This is a genomic window from Pedobacter sp. PACM 27299 (assembly GCF_001412655.1).
GTDB lineage: Bacteria > Bacteroidota > Bacteroidia > Sphingobacteriales > Sphingobacteriaceae > Pedobacter.
In genome coordinates, this window is the sequence record NZ_CP012996.1 from 5008700 (window position 1) to 5026271 (window position 17572).

15 protein-coding genes are annotated in these 17572 nt (G+C 40.3%); 4 read left to right on the top strand and 11 right to left on the bottom strand.

All coding sequences use genetic code 11. The features are described from left to right. Window positions 1–120: 120 nt before the first annotated feature. Window positions 121–969, top strand: coding sequence for a hypothetical protein (locus tag AQ505_RS21090; protein ID WP_062550006.1), 849 nt, complete (start codon window positions 121–123; stop codon window positions 967–969). Here AQ505_RS21090 and AQ505_RS21095 read toward each other — a convergent pair whose 3' ends face one another. Then, window positions 970–3573 (bottom strand): M1 family metallopeptidase, encoded by a 2604-nt coding sequence (locus AQ505_RS21095; RefSeq protein WP_062550007.1) that lies wholly within the window; start codon window positions 3571–3573, stop codon window positions 970–972. A 112-nt stretch (window positions 3574–3685) separates the two neighbouring features. Between AQ505_RS21095 and AQ505_RS21100 the strand changes: the two genes are divergently transcribed. Further along, entirely contained in the window at window positions 3686–4534 is an 849-nt protein-coding gene (locus AQ505_RS21100) for a DUF2911 domain-containing protein (RefSeq protein WP_062550008.1), read from the top strand. An 80-nt stretch (window positions 4535–4614) separates the two neighbouring features. On the opposite strand, the gene AQ505_RS21105 is transcribed toward AQ505_RS21100, so the two are convergent. The 6 genes from AQ505_RS21105 to AQ505_RS21130 all read right to left on the bottom strand — a co-directional run bounded on the left by AQ505_RS21105 (window position 4615) and on the right by AQ505_RS21130 (window position 11421). Further along, window positions 4615–6321: a sodium:solute symporter gene (locus AQ505_RS21105; protein WP_062550009.1), complete on the bottom strand. Its 1707-nt coding sequence runs from the start codon at window positions 6319–6321 to the stop codon at window positions 4615–4617. Between the two features lie 88 nt (window positions 6322–6409). Next, on the bottom strand, window positions 6410–8854 hold the full coding sequence (locus AQ505_RS21110; RefSeq protein ID WP_062550010.1) for a PIG-L family deacetylase: 2445 nt from the start codon (window positions 8852–8854) through the stop codon (window positions 6410–6412). Between the two features lie 96 nt (window positions 8855–8950). Beyond that, complete coding sequence (locus AQ505_RS21115; protein ID WP_062550011.1) at window positions 8951–9544, bottom strand: hypothetical protein; 594 nt, start codon at window positions 9542–9544, stop codon at window positions 8951–8953. A gap of 78 nt (window positions 9545–9622) precedes the next feature. After that, window positions 9623–10054: a DoxX family protein gene (locus AQ505_RS21120; RefSeq protein ID WP_062550012.1), complete on the bottom strand. Its 432-nt coding sequence runs from the start codon at window positions 10052–10054 to the stop codon at window positions 9623–9625. Window positions 10055–10101: 47 nt separating this feature from the next. Continuing rightward, complete coding sequence (locus AQ505_RS21125) at window positions 10102–10707, bottom strand: TetR/AcrR family transcriptional regulator (protein ID WP_062550013.1); 606 nt, start codon at window positions 10705–10707, stop codon at window positions 10102–10104. A gap of 117 nt (window positions 10708–10824) precedes the next feature. Next, window positions 10825–11421 carry an alpha-ketoglutarate-dependent dioxygenase AlkB family protein gene (locus tag AQ505_RS21130; RefSeq protein ID WP_062550014.1) on the bottom strand — a complete coding sequence of 199 codons (597 nt, stop codon included), beginning with the start codon at window positions 11419–11421 and terminating at the stop codon, window positions 10825–10827. 293 nt (window positions 11422–11714) lie between these two features. Here AQ505_RS21130 and AQ505_RS21140 point away from each other — a divergent pair, with 293 nt between their 5' ends. Beyond that, complete coding sequence (locus AQ505_RS21140) at window positions 11715–12410, top strand: LytR/AlgR family response regulator transcription factor (RefSeq protein ID WP_062550016.1); 696 nt, start codon at window positions 11715–11717, stop codon at window positions 12408–12410. 54 nt (window positions 12411–12464) lie between these two features. Further along, window positions 12465–12836: an Hpt domain-containing protein gene (locus AQ505_RS21145; RefSeq protein ID WP_062550017.1), complete on the top strand. Its 372-nt coding sequence runs from the start codon at window positions 12465–12467 to the stop codon at window positions 12834–12836. Window positions 12837–12901: 65 nt separating this feature from the next. Here AQ505_RS21145 and AQ505_RS21150 read toward each other — a convergent pair whose 3' ends face one another. The 4 genes from AQ505_RS21150 to AQ505_RS21165 form a co-directional block, all read right to left on the bottom strand. Beyond that, window positions 12902–13678, bottom strand: a complete 777-nt coding sequence (locus tag AQ505_RS21150) for a DNA-formamidopyrimidine glycosylase family protein (RefSeq protein WP_062550018.1) — start codon at window positions 13676–13678, stop codon at window positions 12902–12904. A gap of 136 nt (window positions 13679–13814) precedes the next feature. Then, window positions 13815–15884: a glycoside hydrolase family 2 protein gene (locus AQ505_RS21155; RefSeq protein WP_197286250.1), complete on the bottom strand. Its 2070-nt coding sequence runs from the start codon at window positions 15882–15884 to the stop codon at window positions 13815–13817. A 15-nt stretch (window positions 15885–15899) separates the two neighbouring features. After that, entirely contained in the window at window positions 15900–17339 is a 1440-nt protein-coding gene (locus AQ505_RS21160) for an alpha-L-fucosidase (RefSeq protein WP_062550019.1), read from the bottom strand. A gap of 19 nt (window positions 17340–17358) precedes the next feature. After that, a complete protein-coding gene (locus tag AQ505_RS21165) occupies window positions 17359–17562 on the bottom strand; it encodes a hypothetical protein (protein WP_062550020.1) in 204 nt (67 codons plus the stop codon). Between the last annotated feature and the right edge of the window lie 10 nt (window positions 17563–17572).

Sequence of the window (17572 nt, forward strand, 5' to 3'; positions counted from 1 at the left end):
AACTTCCTATCTAATTTTAACCAGCAGACAACATTAAATATCTTTAATTAATTATTAGTTACAAAACTCACCATAAATCGATAATTAAATATAGATTCGAAGCTCATCAATCCCACTTATATGAACAGAAAGATCGTACGCTCCATTGGAACATTCCTGCGCCCAGTTTACCTATGCGCGTTGTGCTGTATTTTACTGAGTTATAGCTGCAGCAAAAATGAAGAATCGCCAGATCCGGTAAAAGAACAGGACAAATCAAAGGAGCCAGAAAAACCTGATCCGCCGTTAAATACGGCCTTGGTACCTTCCACTATCAAGTCACAGAATTTACTGCTGACCTTCAAGTATGATGAAGAAAAAAACCTACTGATGGAGTTGGTTCAATCTGATGGATGGCTTACTAAATTCTTTTATCGCTCAGACCAGACTCCGATGGAGCTGGAATACTACAAAGACAATAAGCTGCAGCAAAGCGTCGGCTATATCTTCAACAAAGATGGTCGGCTGGACAAGATTGCATTGTTTGATAAAAATTCAATATCCTATGGTTTCTATTTGGTGGTTCAGGATGAGGGAAAACGAACCACGCAATTAAAGAAATATGATGCAAAAGGCAAATTGATGGAAGAGGAAAACATCAGTTATGATCAGCTGGGGAATATCACCACAATCATGCTGACCAACAATGGCAAAATCACCACCATGAGCAGTACTTACGACGACCGCCCTGGAATTTACCGCAATATCCCCCACTTTCAATTGTTATTCCTGGCACAGCCACAACAGCAAGCCAGAGCCCTTTACTCCATCAGTAACCCTTTGCGGCTAGATTACCTGCCTTCTGTTACAAGCAGCAGTATATATACTTACGAATACAACAGCAGTGGCTATCCATCCAGCCTACAGATGACCCGGGGAAACCTCAGTGAAGCAGTTAAAATGACCTATAAAACACTTAAGCCAAAATAATTATTTAGCTGTACTCCTGAATGCAGAAGCCCGGTAAAGGTTATCTGTGGCCTGCAGAATTTTAGCTTTAAGCTTTGGATTATAATCAGGGTGTGCTTTCAGGAAATCTGTAACCAGGGCTGCGGCTTCCTCCGTCTGGTAATAGCTAAAGGTAGATTGCAACCAGCTTTGAGGGAAGAATATATCACCTGTTGTTTGGATTTCAACAAGCATATCCAAGCTCTTAGGCAAGTACGCAATAGAAGTTGCTTGCCTAAGCGGGTGATGCAGGTAGTACAAGGCAACACCCACATTGGCTTCTTTTTCCCTGTTCACCTTTAATTCTAAGCGTTTGAAAAAAGCATTCCGGTCAGTAAGATTTGAAGAAACAGCAGGCCTGATGTATTCATAACGTTTCCTGCGGTCTGCATTAGTGATTCTATCTAACTGTGATTGGAGCAGACTGGAATTATCTTCCATTCTAAGAGCCAAAGCAAAGGTTAATGCGGTATAATCATCTTCCGATAAGATCAAACCTTGCGGTGCTTTTTGATTTTTCCAGATGAGGTTTAATTGTTCAGTTGCGGTTTTCGATAGGAAGATGTCCTGATAAGCCTTGAAATATAGTTTTTTCTGATTTGCTTTAGGCTGGTTAATCATGGCATTCCATAGTACATTTTCTAATCTATTATGAATGGCCATTCTTTCTTCAGGCTTCATAAACTCCCAGAAAATAGTACTAATGTAACCAGTCATCAGTTTCAGATTAAGTTCTTCTTTTTCCTGACCAATACCACTCATCAACAACTCCAGCAATGCAGCGGGTTGGATTGATCTGCCATTTAACATGTTCTCATAAAGAGAAATATAGGCCGAAGCACGATTTAATGGCTGTTCAATTTTGTAAAGTTTTGAAAACATGGCATTGTCTACCGGCCATACGCCATACCCTTGTCCTGATGAATTAAACTGTACAAATAAGGGGGTATCCATTCCTATGACTTCTTTTACCGCCACTTCTTTTGCATTCAGATTTACCGTCAGTTCTTTAACACCATCAGGGTAATATAAACTGACTTCGAAAAGCTGAGGCCAGATTTTTTCGTCTTCAACTCTGCTTGAGCTAGCATTTCCGCTGCCATACTCTGCTTTTTGCTGGATATTGAAGCTGGTAATTTTACCATCTTTCTTTTCCAATTGGTAATCAACAACGGGTCTACCGCTATCATTTACCCATACTTTATTCCATTTTTGTAAATCAGCATCGGCATACTTATCCAGGATGGATATCAAGTCTGGCCATGAGGCATTGCCATTCGCAAACTTTTTAAGGTATTCACGAACTCCATGTTGAAATTTATCTTTTCCCATTAACCGCTCCAGCTGACGCATCATAATAGGTGCTTTATGATAAATGATATTGCCATAAAGTGTTCCGGCATCTTTTAAATTGTCCAAATCCTGACGGATAGGGTTTGCACCAATGGTACGGTCTACCCCATAAGCAGCGGGGAAGTGATCCACCAGGAATTTCAAATCAAAATCTGCCTTTCCGGTAATTTCTTCTGTGCTTTTATCTGCCATAAAATTGGCAAACACCTCTTTCATCCAGACATCTGTGAACCAATTCATGGTTACTAAATCTCCAAACCAGATGTGTGCCGTTTCATGTGCAATCAAATTACTTCTGGAGTTCAGCTGATCTTTCGTAGCCCCTCCATCTAAAAACAAGGAGGATTCTTTATATTGAATTGCACCTACATGTTCCATTCCTCCGAATTGGAAATCCGGGATGGCCACGAAATCAAACTTCTGGAATGGGTAAGGAATTCCCGTCCATTGCTCCATAAATTTCAAAGAATTCCCATGGATCCTGAAGATTTCATTTAGGCTATGATTAAGCTTTGCAGTATCTGTTTCACGGTATAAGAAATTTCCAGACAGGCGATCCATTGGCGCTGTCATCTTTTTAAATTTCCCTGCGGCAAAAGCAAAAAGATAGGTACTGATCGTATCAGAAGGTTTATAATGATAAGTTTTGCGATTCGCTGTCAGTACTGAATCTCTCAGTGCTGCATTTGCAATTGCATTCCAATCCTTGGCTACCTTTAGAGTCAGGGTATAAACTGCTTTCATATCTGGCTGATCAAAACATGGAAAAACTGTTCTTGCACGATCCGGCACAAATAGCGTATATAAATAGTCTGAGTTTCGATTCAAAGCACCATTACCCGCCCAGAACTCTATAGAGACCCCATTTTTTCCGGATTTCAGATATTTCTGATCTACAACCAAGTGCTCATTAACTAACTGTATTTCAACAGGCATCCCATTTACTAAAAGTTTTTTAAGCAGACTTTTATCTTCTTTAAAATCAAGCTGCAGGGGATATTTTGTCGATTTAAGCTGAAATGAAACCTCAGCTACTGCAGCAATTTTTTGCTCTTTCTCTGCTGGAATATCCAATTCCATCAGGTAATGAACCTCTGAAATATTAGCTTTTCTATAATTCGCAAGATTTCGGGAAACTCCGGTTTCTATTCCTGGATCAGGAAGAGATTTTACCGTCGCACAGGATAAAAAAACAGTGGCCACCAGGGGAAACAGATAACGTACATTCAGCATTTGGCTAATTTAACAATGATTCTCTAATTTGTTCGTCATATATAACCTCTGAAACTTGATTTATAGCAAATAATCATTCTTTAGTGTAAATTAGTAACAAAAAAATAATCAAATGAAGACAACATTAAAAGCTTTGATGATTCTCGCACTGGCAGTTTCATTAAACACGGAACTTCAGGCTCAAGGTATCAAAATACCTCAGGCGAGTTCTGCTCAGACCATCACACAGAGTTTTGGATTAGGTAAAATCAACGTTTCTTATTCACGTCCAAACACCAAAGGCCGTAAAGTTTTTGGAGGAATGGAGCCATTCGACAAAGTTTGGCGTACGGGCGCTAACTCAGCTACTTCCATCACCTTTAGTGACCCGGTGAAAATTGGCGGACAAGAGCTTGCAGCTGGTACTTATGGCTTATTTACCATTCCTGGCAAAGATGAGTGGACGGTTATCTTCAATAAGGATTCAAAACAATGGGGTGCTTATGAATACAAGGAGGCTGAAGATGTATTGCGCATCAAAGTAAAACCTGTTAAACTAAAAGAGAAAGTTGAAACTTTCACTATTCAGTTTGCTAATGTGTTCCCTACTACTGCAAAACTACAGTTATCATGGGAAAACACAGGTTTAAACATTGACTTAAGCACAGACATTGATGCTCAGGTAATGGCTAGTATTGATGAGGCCATGAAAGCTGAGAAAAAGCCTTATTTCGCTGCCGCACAATATTACTTTGAAAACGGCAAAGACCTGAATAAGGCATTAGAATGGATCAATGCTGCTGAAGCTGCAGATCCTAAAGCACCATGGGTAAGGTTATGGAAAGGCCGTATTCAATTGAAAAAAGGCGATAAAGCCGGAGCAATTGCTTCTGCAGAAGCTGGAATTAAATTGGCTACTGAAGCTAAAGTGGATGAATATGTAAGACTAAACAGCGCATTACTTGCTGAAGCAAAAAAATAACATCCGGTTTATTCACATCGGTTAAAACAAAAACGGGTTGCATCCTAATGATGCAGCCCGTTTTTGAATAAATAGCCGGTCTATACCGGTTTTTCTAAGCGCTTAGTTTCCTTGGTAAACTGCTGAATGACGATCGACAATAGCACAACCAGCATACAACCAATCACATTGAGCCATAAATAAGCAACCCAATCTTGCCTGCCAATGAGTACCACTGCGATTTCAGCCGTAATTGCAGCAAGAAAAACCGCTCTCCCATTGACCTGTTTGATGTAAAAAGCTACTAGAAATACCCCTAAAATGGTCCCATAAATATAAGAACCCAGGATATTCACTGCTTCCAGCAAATTCCCGATTTTACTGGCATATAAGGCCATAATGATACAGATTACTCCCCAAAACACGGTTGCCCATCTGGAAGCCTGCAGGTATTCATGATCAGACCCATCCTTGCGGATCAGTCTTTTATAAATATCGATAACAGTTGTAGAGGCCAGAGAGTTCAAGGCACTGGCTGTTGAGCCCATCGAAGCTAAAAATATAATAGCAATCAGCAATCCAATTAGCCCTTTAGGCAAGTATTGCGTTACAAAACTCAGAAAGATATAATTGTTGTCATTGACATCTGCATGTTCATCATTCTTCGTCATCAGTGTAGTCACTTCCTTTCGGATCGACTTTCCTTTTTCATCAGCCATTTGTAAGTCAGTCCGATAACGATCAATTTCCGATTTATCCCCTTTGTTTAAAGCCTGATTCATCTGATCTACTACCTTTTGTTTTTCTACAAATGACAGATCATAAGCAGTTTTTAACTTATTCAGTTCCGGCTGGTATTCGCTCTTTTCCAACTTATTTAATTCAAAGCTGTTAAAAAAGATAGGCGGGCGATTGTATTGGTAAAAAGTAAACACAAGTACGCCAATCAAAAGAATCAGGAATTGCATCGGGATTTTAACCAATCCATTCATCAGAAGCCCTAAACGGCTTTGGTTCACAGAAGCACCCGATAAATACCGTCCTACCTGACTTTGATCCGTTCCAAAATAAGAAAGCTGCAAAAAGAATCCACCAATCAGGCCAGACCAAACCGTATAAGGATTGTTCAGGTCAAAGGTGAAATCGATCGCATTTGTCCTGCCCATTTTTCCGGCAATGCTCAGGGCTTTCCCAAAACCAATATCTCCAGGAAGTAAATGCACCACCATGATTCCTGCAGCAAATAGTCCACAGAAAATGATACTCATTTGTAACATCTGGGTATAGGACACTGCTTTTGTACCTCCATAAACCGTATAAAACACCACTAAACTTCCAATGAACAGCGTAGTGTAAGTAGTATTAATATCTAATATCGTGGAAAGAATAATCGAAGGTGCATAAATAGTAATTCCGGTAGACAAGCCCCGCTGAATCAAGAACAAGAACGCGGTTAATGCCCTGGTATTTAAATCAAATCGCTGTTCCAAAAACTCGTAGGCGGTATACACCTTTAGTCTGTGATATATCGGCACGAAAGTAATACACAATACAATCATCGCCAATGGCAGACCGAAATAAAATTGCACAAAGCTCATTCCTGAAGAGTAAGCTAAGCCTGGAGCGGATAAAAAAGTAATCGCACTGGCCTGTGTGGCCATTACCGAAAGACATACCTGATACCATGGTGCCGTTTGGTTGCCCAGCAAAAAACCCTGAATATTTTTAGCTCCCCGGCTTTTATAAATGCCATAAACGACAATGGCCACCAGGGTAATGATCAATACTGCCCAATCTATGTTACTCATTGAAAATATTTAGTAAACGCATAAAATGCTATGATTAAAAAGATGAGCCAGCCAATTAAAAACCTATAAAATACCCGGTAATTATCCATTATTTCTTTTTTGAAAGCAGGTTTATAAACAGTCGGTAGGCGCCTGGAACTCCTGCAGGCAACTGCCTGAAAAAGGATAGGGAAGTATAAACAAATTTACCTTTGCCATAATCGGCAACCAGTAAGGAACCACTTTTCTCCGTATCACCGGTATCGTGCATTCCAAGGATAGGTATATATTTAGCATCAACATCTACGGCGAAGTACAAGCCTCTTTCTTGTACCCAGCCTTCAAAATCCTGTTGACTGATTTTATTAGGATAATTTAAGGCAGGATGATTAGGCGCCAGTACATGAACAGCTGCATCTTCCTCAGTTACCCTTTCGGTGGTTAAACGGAAAGGGTAAGGCCCGATATGATCCAGCTTCAGTGGGGAATTAACATTGTATTGCACTAATAAAACACCACCATTCTCTACATACTTCATCAGTTTTGGCTGCATAGCATTAATCTGAGCATTGATATTATATAAACGAACGCCAGTTACAATGGCATCAAAATGAGCAAGATCCCCATTTAGAACTTGCTGCTCAGAAAGCTGTGTCAGTTCAAAACCAATCTGCTTCAGAGATTCCGGAATCAGGTCGCCTGCTCCGGCTATATAACCAATTTTCTTACCGGCAAACTTCAGGTCAGTCTGGTCGATCTTTGCGGAAGCCAGTGGAAATAACGTTTGTAAGGGAATATGGTCATAATTCAACACCCGTAATCCCTGATGAAAAGTTTTCCCATTTACATTGACATTCAACCCCATTTCTCCAGTTTTAGCATGGGCGGCCGGACTCAATTTAAAAGTCAGCATTTCCTGTGCTCCTTTTTTACTGAGTTTAAAATCCAACTGCTGTGGCGTCATCTTCCAGCCTTCTGGCAATTGCACGGTTAAGCTGCCATTTACCTCTTTCTCCTGAAAGCTTTTCAGTGCCACAGTGATCATTTTACTTTCCTGACCATTAAAAAGGAAGGCATTTTCCTGGAAGGTCGCTGTTACTGGAGGAGCAATAACCAATGGCTGATAAACTTCTCCTCTTACAGGATCCGTAAATTTATAAATGACAGGTACCTTTTTTTCGATCAGCTGATCTCCAATTTTAACATGAAATATCCCGTTTATGAAAGGTTCATTTTCCGGAAGTCCGATTAAGGATTGGTCATCTACAGTATAACTACCCTGACCATGTTTCTTCTCCAGCCAGTAAGGCTGGGTAATTCTGGAAGCAGTTCCAAATATCTTACGGTCTAACACCACCAATTGATTAGGCGCAAGTTGTACACTGGCTCCGCTACTTTCTTCGGTGACTAAAATAGGATAAGAGAAATCTTTTCCCGCTCTTGCGATCGCCTGTATTTTCACTGGAATAGAATCATTCAAAGTATAGGCAGGATTTAGGGCCGCCACCTCCAGCCATACCCCGGAACAAGCAAGAATCAACTGATCTAGCAAATCCTGTTTAAATGCCTTTCCCTTCACTAATTCTTTTAATTTTAACAATTTTGGCACAGAGGCTCCAGGATTGGAAACCTGGTATTCGTTATTGATATCTGTTACCAATTGTTGGATTTGTTTGGCTCCAGGATAGCTGTTGAGCGTAAAATCCAGCCCTTCAAACAAGTCAGATTTCGCTTTTGATCCGGCGATAGGGCTAAAATATTCCAAAGCTGAACCGCGTTGCTTTGCGGAACCAAACCCCTGACTTTTATGATTAGATCTGCTATCCGCAGCAATTTCCCCATAACTTTTACCCAATAACACATTGTATGTACCAACATCAATCTTCAATTGATCATCGGCAGTCGTGTTCATTCCTCCAAAATTATAAGTATTCCAAACGATTCTTTTAGCTTGCCATGGTTTCACATACGTCAATTGATCAGGAAACTGTTTTGGATCTGCTGCGGCCACAAAGGCCTCGCGTGCGAGAATTGCGGAACCAGAATGATGCCCATGTCCGGCACGTCCATCTTCCGGGAAACGGGTAATGATCACATCAGGCTGAAACTTACGAATCACCCATACAACATCAGCAAGAATTTTATTCTTATCCCAGATTTTGAAACTTTCTTCTGGTGTTTTAGAGAAGCCAAAATCATTGGCTCTGGTAAAGAACTGTTCTGCTCCATCCGTTTTTCTGGCGGCTAACAACTCCTGAGTACGGATCAGGCCAAGTAATTCGCCCTGCTCATTGCCAATTAGGTTTTGGCCACCGTCTCCCCTTGTGAGCGATAGATACCCTGCTCTTACCTTTTTCTCCTTGGCCAGATAGGCCAGGAGACGTGTATTTTCATCGTCAGGGTGTGCCGCGATATACAAAACACTGCCAGTCACATTTAACGCTTCCAGGCCTTGCTTAATCTCTGCTGCATTCAACTGCTGCACAGTAGATTGCGCTTTTAAAGAAAATGGAAGAACAAATGGTATTAAAAACAAATATTGACGAAGGTTCATAAACAGATCTTAATATCCGAATGTAAATAAAACATCCTCAATCTGAAACTTAATTTCGTCAATATTTGTAATCAGGTTGTAAAACAAAAAGGCGTCTTACAACAAAATCTTACTGCTCACCTCTTTATCTATAGTGATGAATCCTGGATATTTAATCAATGCACCGGCAACTTTAATGCTCGGTCTGATTTTTAAAGTAAGTATACCTTTTTTCTCTCCACCACCTTTGTTTCCCTTAAGAAATTCGGTGATCTCCCCCATCACCTTGCTATTCGTCACAAAAGGATAAATATTTGCCACCATATCTACAGGGACAACAGTTGATTTTCCTCCTTCTACCTTTACTTCCTGGTTTACAAAACCAGAAGCAATTTCCGCTTTGTTGATCAGAATTTTATATTCAAATTCATTTATTGCAGCGGTATTGGGAGTTGGATTTGTAATTTCAAGGTTTATGCGTGCTTTTAAAGGCACATCTTGCCTTAACAATCCAAGCGCTAATCCAGGAAGACTGGCCAAATTAAGCTCCTGACCATTCAGCAATCGCTTCACATCTGTACCTCCAAGAGAGATCTGATCAGCAGAAACGACTTTATAGGTGCATTTTTCCAGCGCTTTTATTTGTTGTTTGCTGACACTACAGCTTTGAATGATAATCGCCGTTAGGCAAAGGATAATAATCTTTTTCATGATTTACTGTTCTTGTGTGTGACCTAGCTATAACGGATTATTCTTCCAATTGATATAAAAGACCTGCAGGATAAGTGTCTAGCGTCTTCTTTTACTTTGGTTCCGGCTAATGATATAGTCGATACTGTATTTACCGCTTCCTGATATCAATAGAAATAAGTAAACCAGCAAATAATGACAAGCCAGTTCTTTCTTTTCAAAAGCATCTGCTGCATGCACCATAAATATGGCGATCAGCATAGTTACTATTAAAGGGAGGACTGCTAATCTGGTTCCTAATCCAAACAGCAATAATATAGAGCAGAAAAATTCAGCAAAAACGGCGAGTGCAAGGGAAGCAGTTTGACCGATTCCTAAGAAATCCATAAATTCTATTGGGCCACCAGAGGTTAGATATTGTAGTTTTGGATAACCATGTGCTAACATAAAAGCAGCAATGGCTACACGCAGGACTAGCAACATAAAATGAATGCCCTCTTGATTAAAATTCGTGTTGAATAGTTTTCTCATTGACGTAGGTATGGTTTATAGGTGATAAGATAGATTAAAATTAAGAATTACTTCCTGTTTATAGAGATAATGAAGCCAGAAATTGCATCTTGAAGGATCATTTTCTTCGCTGCATCTGGTTTTCCTTCTTTTTGAATCATCTGAATAGAGACCAGACCATGAAGAATAGACAAATAAGTATGGTATTTTAAAAAGTAGTCGGTTTCAGGATGGCTGCTTTCTTCGATTGCATTTTTGATGCTAGAAATCATAATGCTGGTCGCATTTTTCAGTTCTTCGATTTCATTTACACGGTCGCAGGCAGGAATACCTAAACCAAACATCAATTGATAGTATTCTTTATGGTCAAATGCGAAATCCCAATAAGCATGTGCCATGGCTTCCAATTGCTCTGCTGGAATGGTATATTGGCCTTTAACTGTTTGCAAAGTATCCGCCAGTTTCTGAAAACCTTCTTTTGTAAATTCTAAAAGAATCGCCTCTTTGTTTTCGAAGTGATTATAAATCACTGGAATGCTGTATTCTATAGCATCGGCAATTTTTCGGATAGATAAAGATTGCCAGCCGTCAGAAATAACCTGCTGCCATGCTGCTTCTAAAATACTAGCTCTGAATTCTTCCCTCTGTCTGATTTTACGCTCTGCAATTCCCATATCATGTATACTTTTGTTAACACCGTTAACAAAAGTAATGGGTAAATTATATTTACAAAACTCTTTCCGCTATTCTGACTTAAATACAACAATCAGCACAGGACCATTTAAGACGACTTATTTATCCAGGATCAGCCTAAAAGTCAGGTTAATTCTAGGCTCAGTTACTTTGACCGTTTTCGGCAGCCGATGCTCCCAATAATGCTGGGTTTCCCCTTTCATGATCAGCACACTCCCTGCAGTAAGGTCTATAGAGATGATAGGCAGTTTTTCTTTATACCTCCTGAATTGGAAAATCCTGTGGGCACCAAAGCTCACAGAAGCAATGAAAGGATACCTTCCCAAACTCTTTTCATTGTCTCTATGCCAACCCATACTATCGCTCCCATCCCGATAATGATTCAGCAAACACACATTAAATTTCACCTGGTAACGTGTTTCAATTTTTTCCTTTATCGCCAATAAAGCCGCTGTCCATGGTAAAGCATCCATGGTGATCCCAGAATAGCTATAGCTCAGCTCTGGATCCCCATAAAAAGCAGTAAAACGAGGCTGTAAAACAGTTTTACCAAAAATCTGGATCGGTTCCTGTTTCCAGGTGATACCAGTAGTCAGTTCATCAAAAAATACATTACTTTCTTCTTCCGTAAAAAAAACTGGAAGGAACAACGCTTCTCCGGGAATTGGAAGAAGGTTTACATGATCTCCGTACATCGAGTATGATAAGCTAAATTTATTTAAAGATAGCTCATTTAAAATGATCTTCAACTAATAATGCAGATGGAAAATACCGAAGTATTTTAACCATCTGCAATTCTTCCCCCCCACTTATCCGCTCTAAAAAATCTTTCTGCTCTGATCGATTTAGTAAGACAAAATTAAATAGGTTTAACGAATGTAGAAAGCAAGAATAGATAGAAAGGCATAATCGATCGTTAAACAAGCTAAAAAACACTTTCATTTTTTGATCATTTATAACTATTTTGAACCAGGTTAACTTAACGCTCATGAATTGCCTCATCGTTGACGATCATAAAATCGCCCGAACTACCCTCAAAAAGCTGATCAGTCTGGACAGTTCGCTTACGCTTGCCGGGGAATGCAGCAATGCTGAAGAAGCTTATAATGAAATCATTAACCAACCTATTGACCTGTTGTTTCTGGACATTGAAATGCCTGGTATGACAGGGATGGAATTGGTAAAAAGCCTTGGAAAAAGCAGCCCGATGATTATTTTCACCACTTCGGAGCGGAACTATGCTGCCGATGCTTTTGACCTTAATGTGATTGATTTTATGATCAAACCAGTGAGTCCCGTCAGGTTTCTTCAATCCATGGAACGTTTGCGGGAATTTGTAAAGACCAAAACATTCAGCACTGCGATCAGGGATAAAGATTATATTTTCATCAGAGATTCGAATACGATCAGAAGATTATCGCTCGACCAGGTTTTATTTTTGGAGGCACAGGGTGATTACGTAAAAATATATGTCAGCGACCATACTTACCTCATTCATTCAACACTTAAATCGGTAGTTGATAAGCTGCCAGACAATTTTTTTCTTAGGGTTCATCGCTCCTTTATCGTTAATGTCAGCAAAATAGATACCCTGGAAGGCAATACTTTAGTCCTCGATAAAAACTTCGTTCCTGTTTCCGATGCCTACCGTGCTGCCTTAAATAAACGCATGCAAATCTTATAAATCAGGAACTGGCTTATTTTTTGCTTATAGCAGTTAATTATCGCAACTCAACAAATGCCTCAACCTAACTCCTATACCGCTCCAGAATACGAATATATAGACCTCAGCTATATTGAGACCCTTAGCAATGGAGATTTAGCCTTTGAAAAAGAGATTGTAGAAATTTTTATTGATCAAATTCTCGAAGACCTCCATCTATTGAATACGAATTTCAATGAGGGCAATTTTAATCAACTGAAACAAAGTGCCCATTATATGCTACCCAGTATTTCTATTCTTGGCTTAGAAAACAAGCTAAAAACTGAACTTGAAGCCTTAGATACTTTGGATGCTCCTTATAAAATTCTAAAAAAACATGTGCATACCATTACTATGGTGTGCCAAAAGGCGAGAAAAGAAGCCATTTCCTTAGTGCATACCTTATAGTTAAGTAGCCTGCCATCAGGCTGTCTTTATAAAGATCAGTAAACCTACATTTTTTACTTAAAAGATCAATTGAAAAGCTGCTGCTCTTCTGTATAATAAGTTTTCCTGGCGCCACTCTTATGAATGAGAATCTCTGCACCGGTTGGACTTGTGGGGTTGTGCTGCGTATGTACTTTCAGGAAATCTCTGAATTCCCCAGTTATACTTCCTGGATGTGCTTTTCTGATTTCCTCTACCGCATCTGTCAGCACTTCCTGGATGGCATGATGTAAATCTTTAACTTTTCCTTCAGGAATCTTTCCGGCAATAGAAAAGGGAGAAATCCTGGCTTTCCATAAAATCTCATCAGCATATGCATTGCCAATTCCTCTGATTTGGTGCTGATCTAATAATATCCCTTTAATAGCTGCCTTTTTACCCTTTAAGTGCTCCTTCAAAAACTCTGGTGTTACTTTTTTGTCCAGCGCATCAGGTGCAGCTGCAAGCCCAGGATTTAAGGTTGGTGTTGCAATTTTTTGTGGATCTGACATCACTAAGCCCAGATCACCCTCAAAATACAATGCTATAACCGGATATTTTATAGCATGAATTTCTTCAAAGAAATGCAATTGCCCCCTTAACATGAGGTGTAATGCCAGCAAATCCTTCTCAAAGTTAAAATGAAGTTCCTTTCCGGATCGGGTCACAGATTTCAGTAGCTGACCATTCAGTACTTCCCTCAATTCTTCAGGAGTTACATTCAGTTTTTTATCATTAGGCACTTCTACTGTGCTCAATTTTCTACCGGCAAAGGCTTCATTAAGGTTTGCGCTGAATACTTCTAAATCTGGTAATTCTGGCATAATAAAGAGTTCAAAAATGAAAATACATTTATGGGATTAAAACAAATTAAAACGATGATAGTTTGCGTTTACTCTTGTTCGGTCTGGATTTCTATAAAAGACCTACCTGTTGAACAGGTAGGTCTTTTATAAGTGGTTAATTCAGGTTCCAATCTACCTGATCTCTTAGGTTATTTGTACTGACAATGGCCTCTACTTTATTTTTTCCTTTTTGAAGTCTCACATTCTCAAATATATAATGGACACTGGTGGTCCCTTTCTTCACATCAGTAATCTTCTTACCATTCACCATTAATATCGGTGTCCCTGTATTTGAATACACGGTCACCGTTATTTTCGGATTTGTTCTTTTGGTAAAGCGTCTACCTGTAATATAGACCATCGGTTCAGGATTCCAATTTGCTTTATACCAGTAAAACGCATCTTTTTTCACCTTTCTATCGAAAGTCATCAATCCCTTCATATTTCTTGCAGGAACATTGCCTCCATTTGCAGGTGGCACTGCAAAATCAAACATATTCCATACGTAAGAAGCCGCGATGTAGGGATGTTTGTCTATAATCCCCCATTGAATTTCATGGAATTTCTGCTGATAGGCTTCCGGCCATATTTGTCCGGATGGATTTCCGGTTTCCCTGCTTACTTCTTCCTGCTGCGCGATATTTGCTTCAGTTCCATACTCCGACAAGACCATTCTATAGTCTGGAAACTTCTGCTCCAGTCCGGAAACCCATTGTTCCAAATCCCCAATCTTACCTTCATACCAGCCATAATAGCGGTTCATCCCTTGGATGTCTGCATTTAAATTTGTTGGACGATCCATCTCTCCGTAGCCACTCACACTTACGGTGTAACGATCCGGGTCTTCTGTTTTTGAAATATCATCTAAATCTCTGGTCAGCACCGCGGTATAATCATCAGGTGTTTTTCCATACACCTCATTATGAAGCCCCCAAACATATATTGAAGGATGGTTATAATTCTGACGGATCAATTCCCTAAGCTGCGATTGTGCGTTTCCGGCTTCCTTAGTAGATACTGCATTTACAAATGGGATTTCTGCCCAGATCACGAATCCCATGCTGTCACATTTTGAATATAGGTATTCTGACTGCTGATAATGTGCAAAGCGAATGGAAGTAGTGCCCATTTCTTTGATATCTTCCAAGTCGGCAGCATGCTGGGCATTCGACAACGCATTTCCTTCATCTTGTTTATCCTGGTGTCTGCAAACCCCCAATAATCGGTAGGGCTGGTCGTTCAGGTAAAAACCTTTTCCGGGTTTCATCTCAAATTTACGCAGTCCCAATGGCTGTGTAACTTCATCAATGATCCCTTTTTCATCGGCTAATCGTACCACCAATTTATACAGATAAGGATCTTTTATCCCGTTCCAAAGGTGTGGATCTGACACCATCAGCTGTTGATTAAACAGCTGTTCCCCTTGTCTGGAAACCATGATTTTTTCTGCTGCTTGTTTCACCATCTTACCTGCGGCATCATAAATACTGGTAGACAACGTCAGTTTAGCCGCTGCGGCTTCCGATTTGTTTTCCAGCTTCACCTTTACTTTTAATGCTGCTGATTTAGCCGATACGTCCTGCTGAGTAATAAACACACCAGACGAAGCCAGGTCAGTCACTGCGATGTTTACACTATTGGTTATGATCAAAGCTATTGGACGATAAATTCCTCCATAAATTGGGAATAATCGATTGTTAATCGGGATCACATCTTCCCGCTCTTCATTGTTCACTTTTACTTCAATCTTATTCTGTTCCCCATACTTGAGAGCATAGGAAATATCGAATACAAAGGCAGAATAGGAACCTTTATGTTCACCGATATAACGGTCATTTACATATAAACGTGCTACAGATCCGACACCTTCGAAACGTATAAATACACGTTTCCCTTTCCAGTCTGCAGCGGCAAAAAGTTCTTTCTGATAGCTCGCATCACCAGCATAAAAACCCTTTCCAGCTTGTATGTCCTGGTCGTTCCAGGTATGTGGAATTGTTACGTTTTTCCATTTCAGATCCGTCAGTGCAGCATCCCTCCGGTTTGCATCTTTCTTAAACTGCCAGTCGCTATTGATGTTAATCACCTGTCTTGCGGGCTTAGTTTGCGACCTTACTGTGGCATTGAACAACATCATCAATGCCATTACTAGGAACAGCGGTCTTCCAGGTTTCCTCATCATCATAATCGTATTTCGTTTTTAAATTTTAGCTTTCTCGTATTTTGTCCCGTTATTGTCTTGTTTATTTGCCGTCTCGAGTACAATGACAAAGGGTTGCTGATGATCTTTCTTTTTCAGGTGTAAAAAATATTCATTGCTGCTGATCTCTTCCGGAAGGAAAGTTTCCTGAGCATTCGCCAATAAATAAGCTTTGCTGATCGTGGTTTTTCCAGGAGTCTTTACCCTTAAAGCACCAGAAACAGGCACATTAAATACCAGCATATAAATTTGATCAGAGTCGTTCTTTTTGGTAAAATAACCCCAGTCCTGCTTGTCATAGGCGGCATAACCACAATTATAAATGGCTGCCTGATTCACCTTCATCCAGTCTCCAATCTGTTTGGCGAGTGTTAATTCTTCATTACGGATAGCCCCATCACCCTGAGGACCAAAATTGAGGACAAAATTTCCGCCCAGAGAAACACATTTCGCAGTCATCTCCAGCAGTTCATTGGTCGTTTTAATGTGACCATTCCAGGCTTTATTATAGCCCCATTGGTTCTCAGGAACGGTCATCACACAATCCCAGTCGTTGCCATGTACATCTTCAATTGTATTAGGAATTTTACGCTCCCAACCTTGCTCATAATCTCCCATCAACACGCCGTTGGAATCAAAATGACGTTTCCCGTTTTCATCAGCCCTAAATCGGCTGCCAATGATTAACCCCGGACGAAGTTTGCGCATTTCCGTTTCCAGTTCATCCGCAAAAGCAGCTTGTTTTACCCATGATTTATCCCATGTGCCATCAAACCAAAGCCCTTTTGCCTTCGGATAATTCGTCAGCAATTCAATCAGCTGGTTGCGGGTAAACTTCTTAAAACGCTCAAAAGCGATGCTGTCTTCTTTTGTCTTGAGGTCATAACGCCAATCCGGATGGCTCCAATCCATGACCGAGAAATATAAAATCACATCTATCCCTTCTTTATCATAAGCATCAACAACCGCCTTTACGATATCCTTTTTATAAGGAGAATTGGCTACGGTATACTTGCTGTACTTACTTGGCCACATGCAAAAACCATCGTGGTGTTTTGTGGTAAAGGTGACATACTTGGCGCCCATTTGTTTCGCTGATTTCGCCCATGACGTCGCATCAAATGCGGTAGGATTAAACTTGTAAATCAGGGAATCGTAGGTAGAATTGGGAATCCCATTCCAGGAACGAATCCATTCCGCAGCACCATTATAGGGTTTTCCGTTCCATTCACCACCTGGAATGGCATAAAGGCCCCAGTGGATGAACTGCCCTAAGCCGTAGCCACGCCATTTTTCCATAGCTGCATCCATACGTTTTCCGGCTCTATGGGAACCATGCATTAAATTGATCTTTTCTTTCGGACTTGTTTGTTGTGCCATTAGGGGCTGCAAACTCATCAATGCTGCAAGGCCTAATCCTGCAATCAATAATTTCTTCATTGTTTCGGTTTTGTGTATTCTAGTTTCGGTAAGTAGTTACTTTGGTGGCGATGTCCTCAAAACTAAAGCCTTTGACAAAGTCACTACTAAGCCCATTTCCAAGACTTTCAGGCTGCCCAAATGCAGCCTGAGCCCCGGTCAACAACCATACGATGATCAACATTTTTTGTAAGGATCGCCTTGAATCAGGATAGGTGTAGGGCATTTTTGGGTGGTTGATCATGTGTTTGATT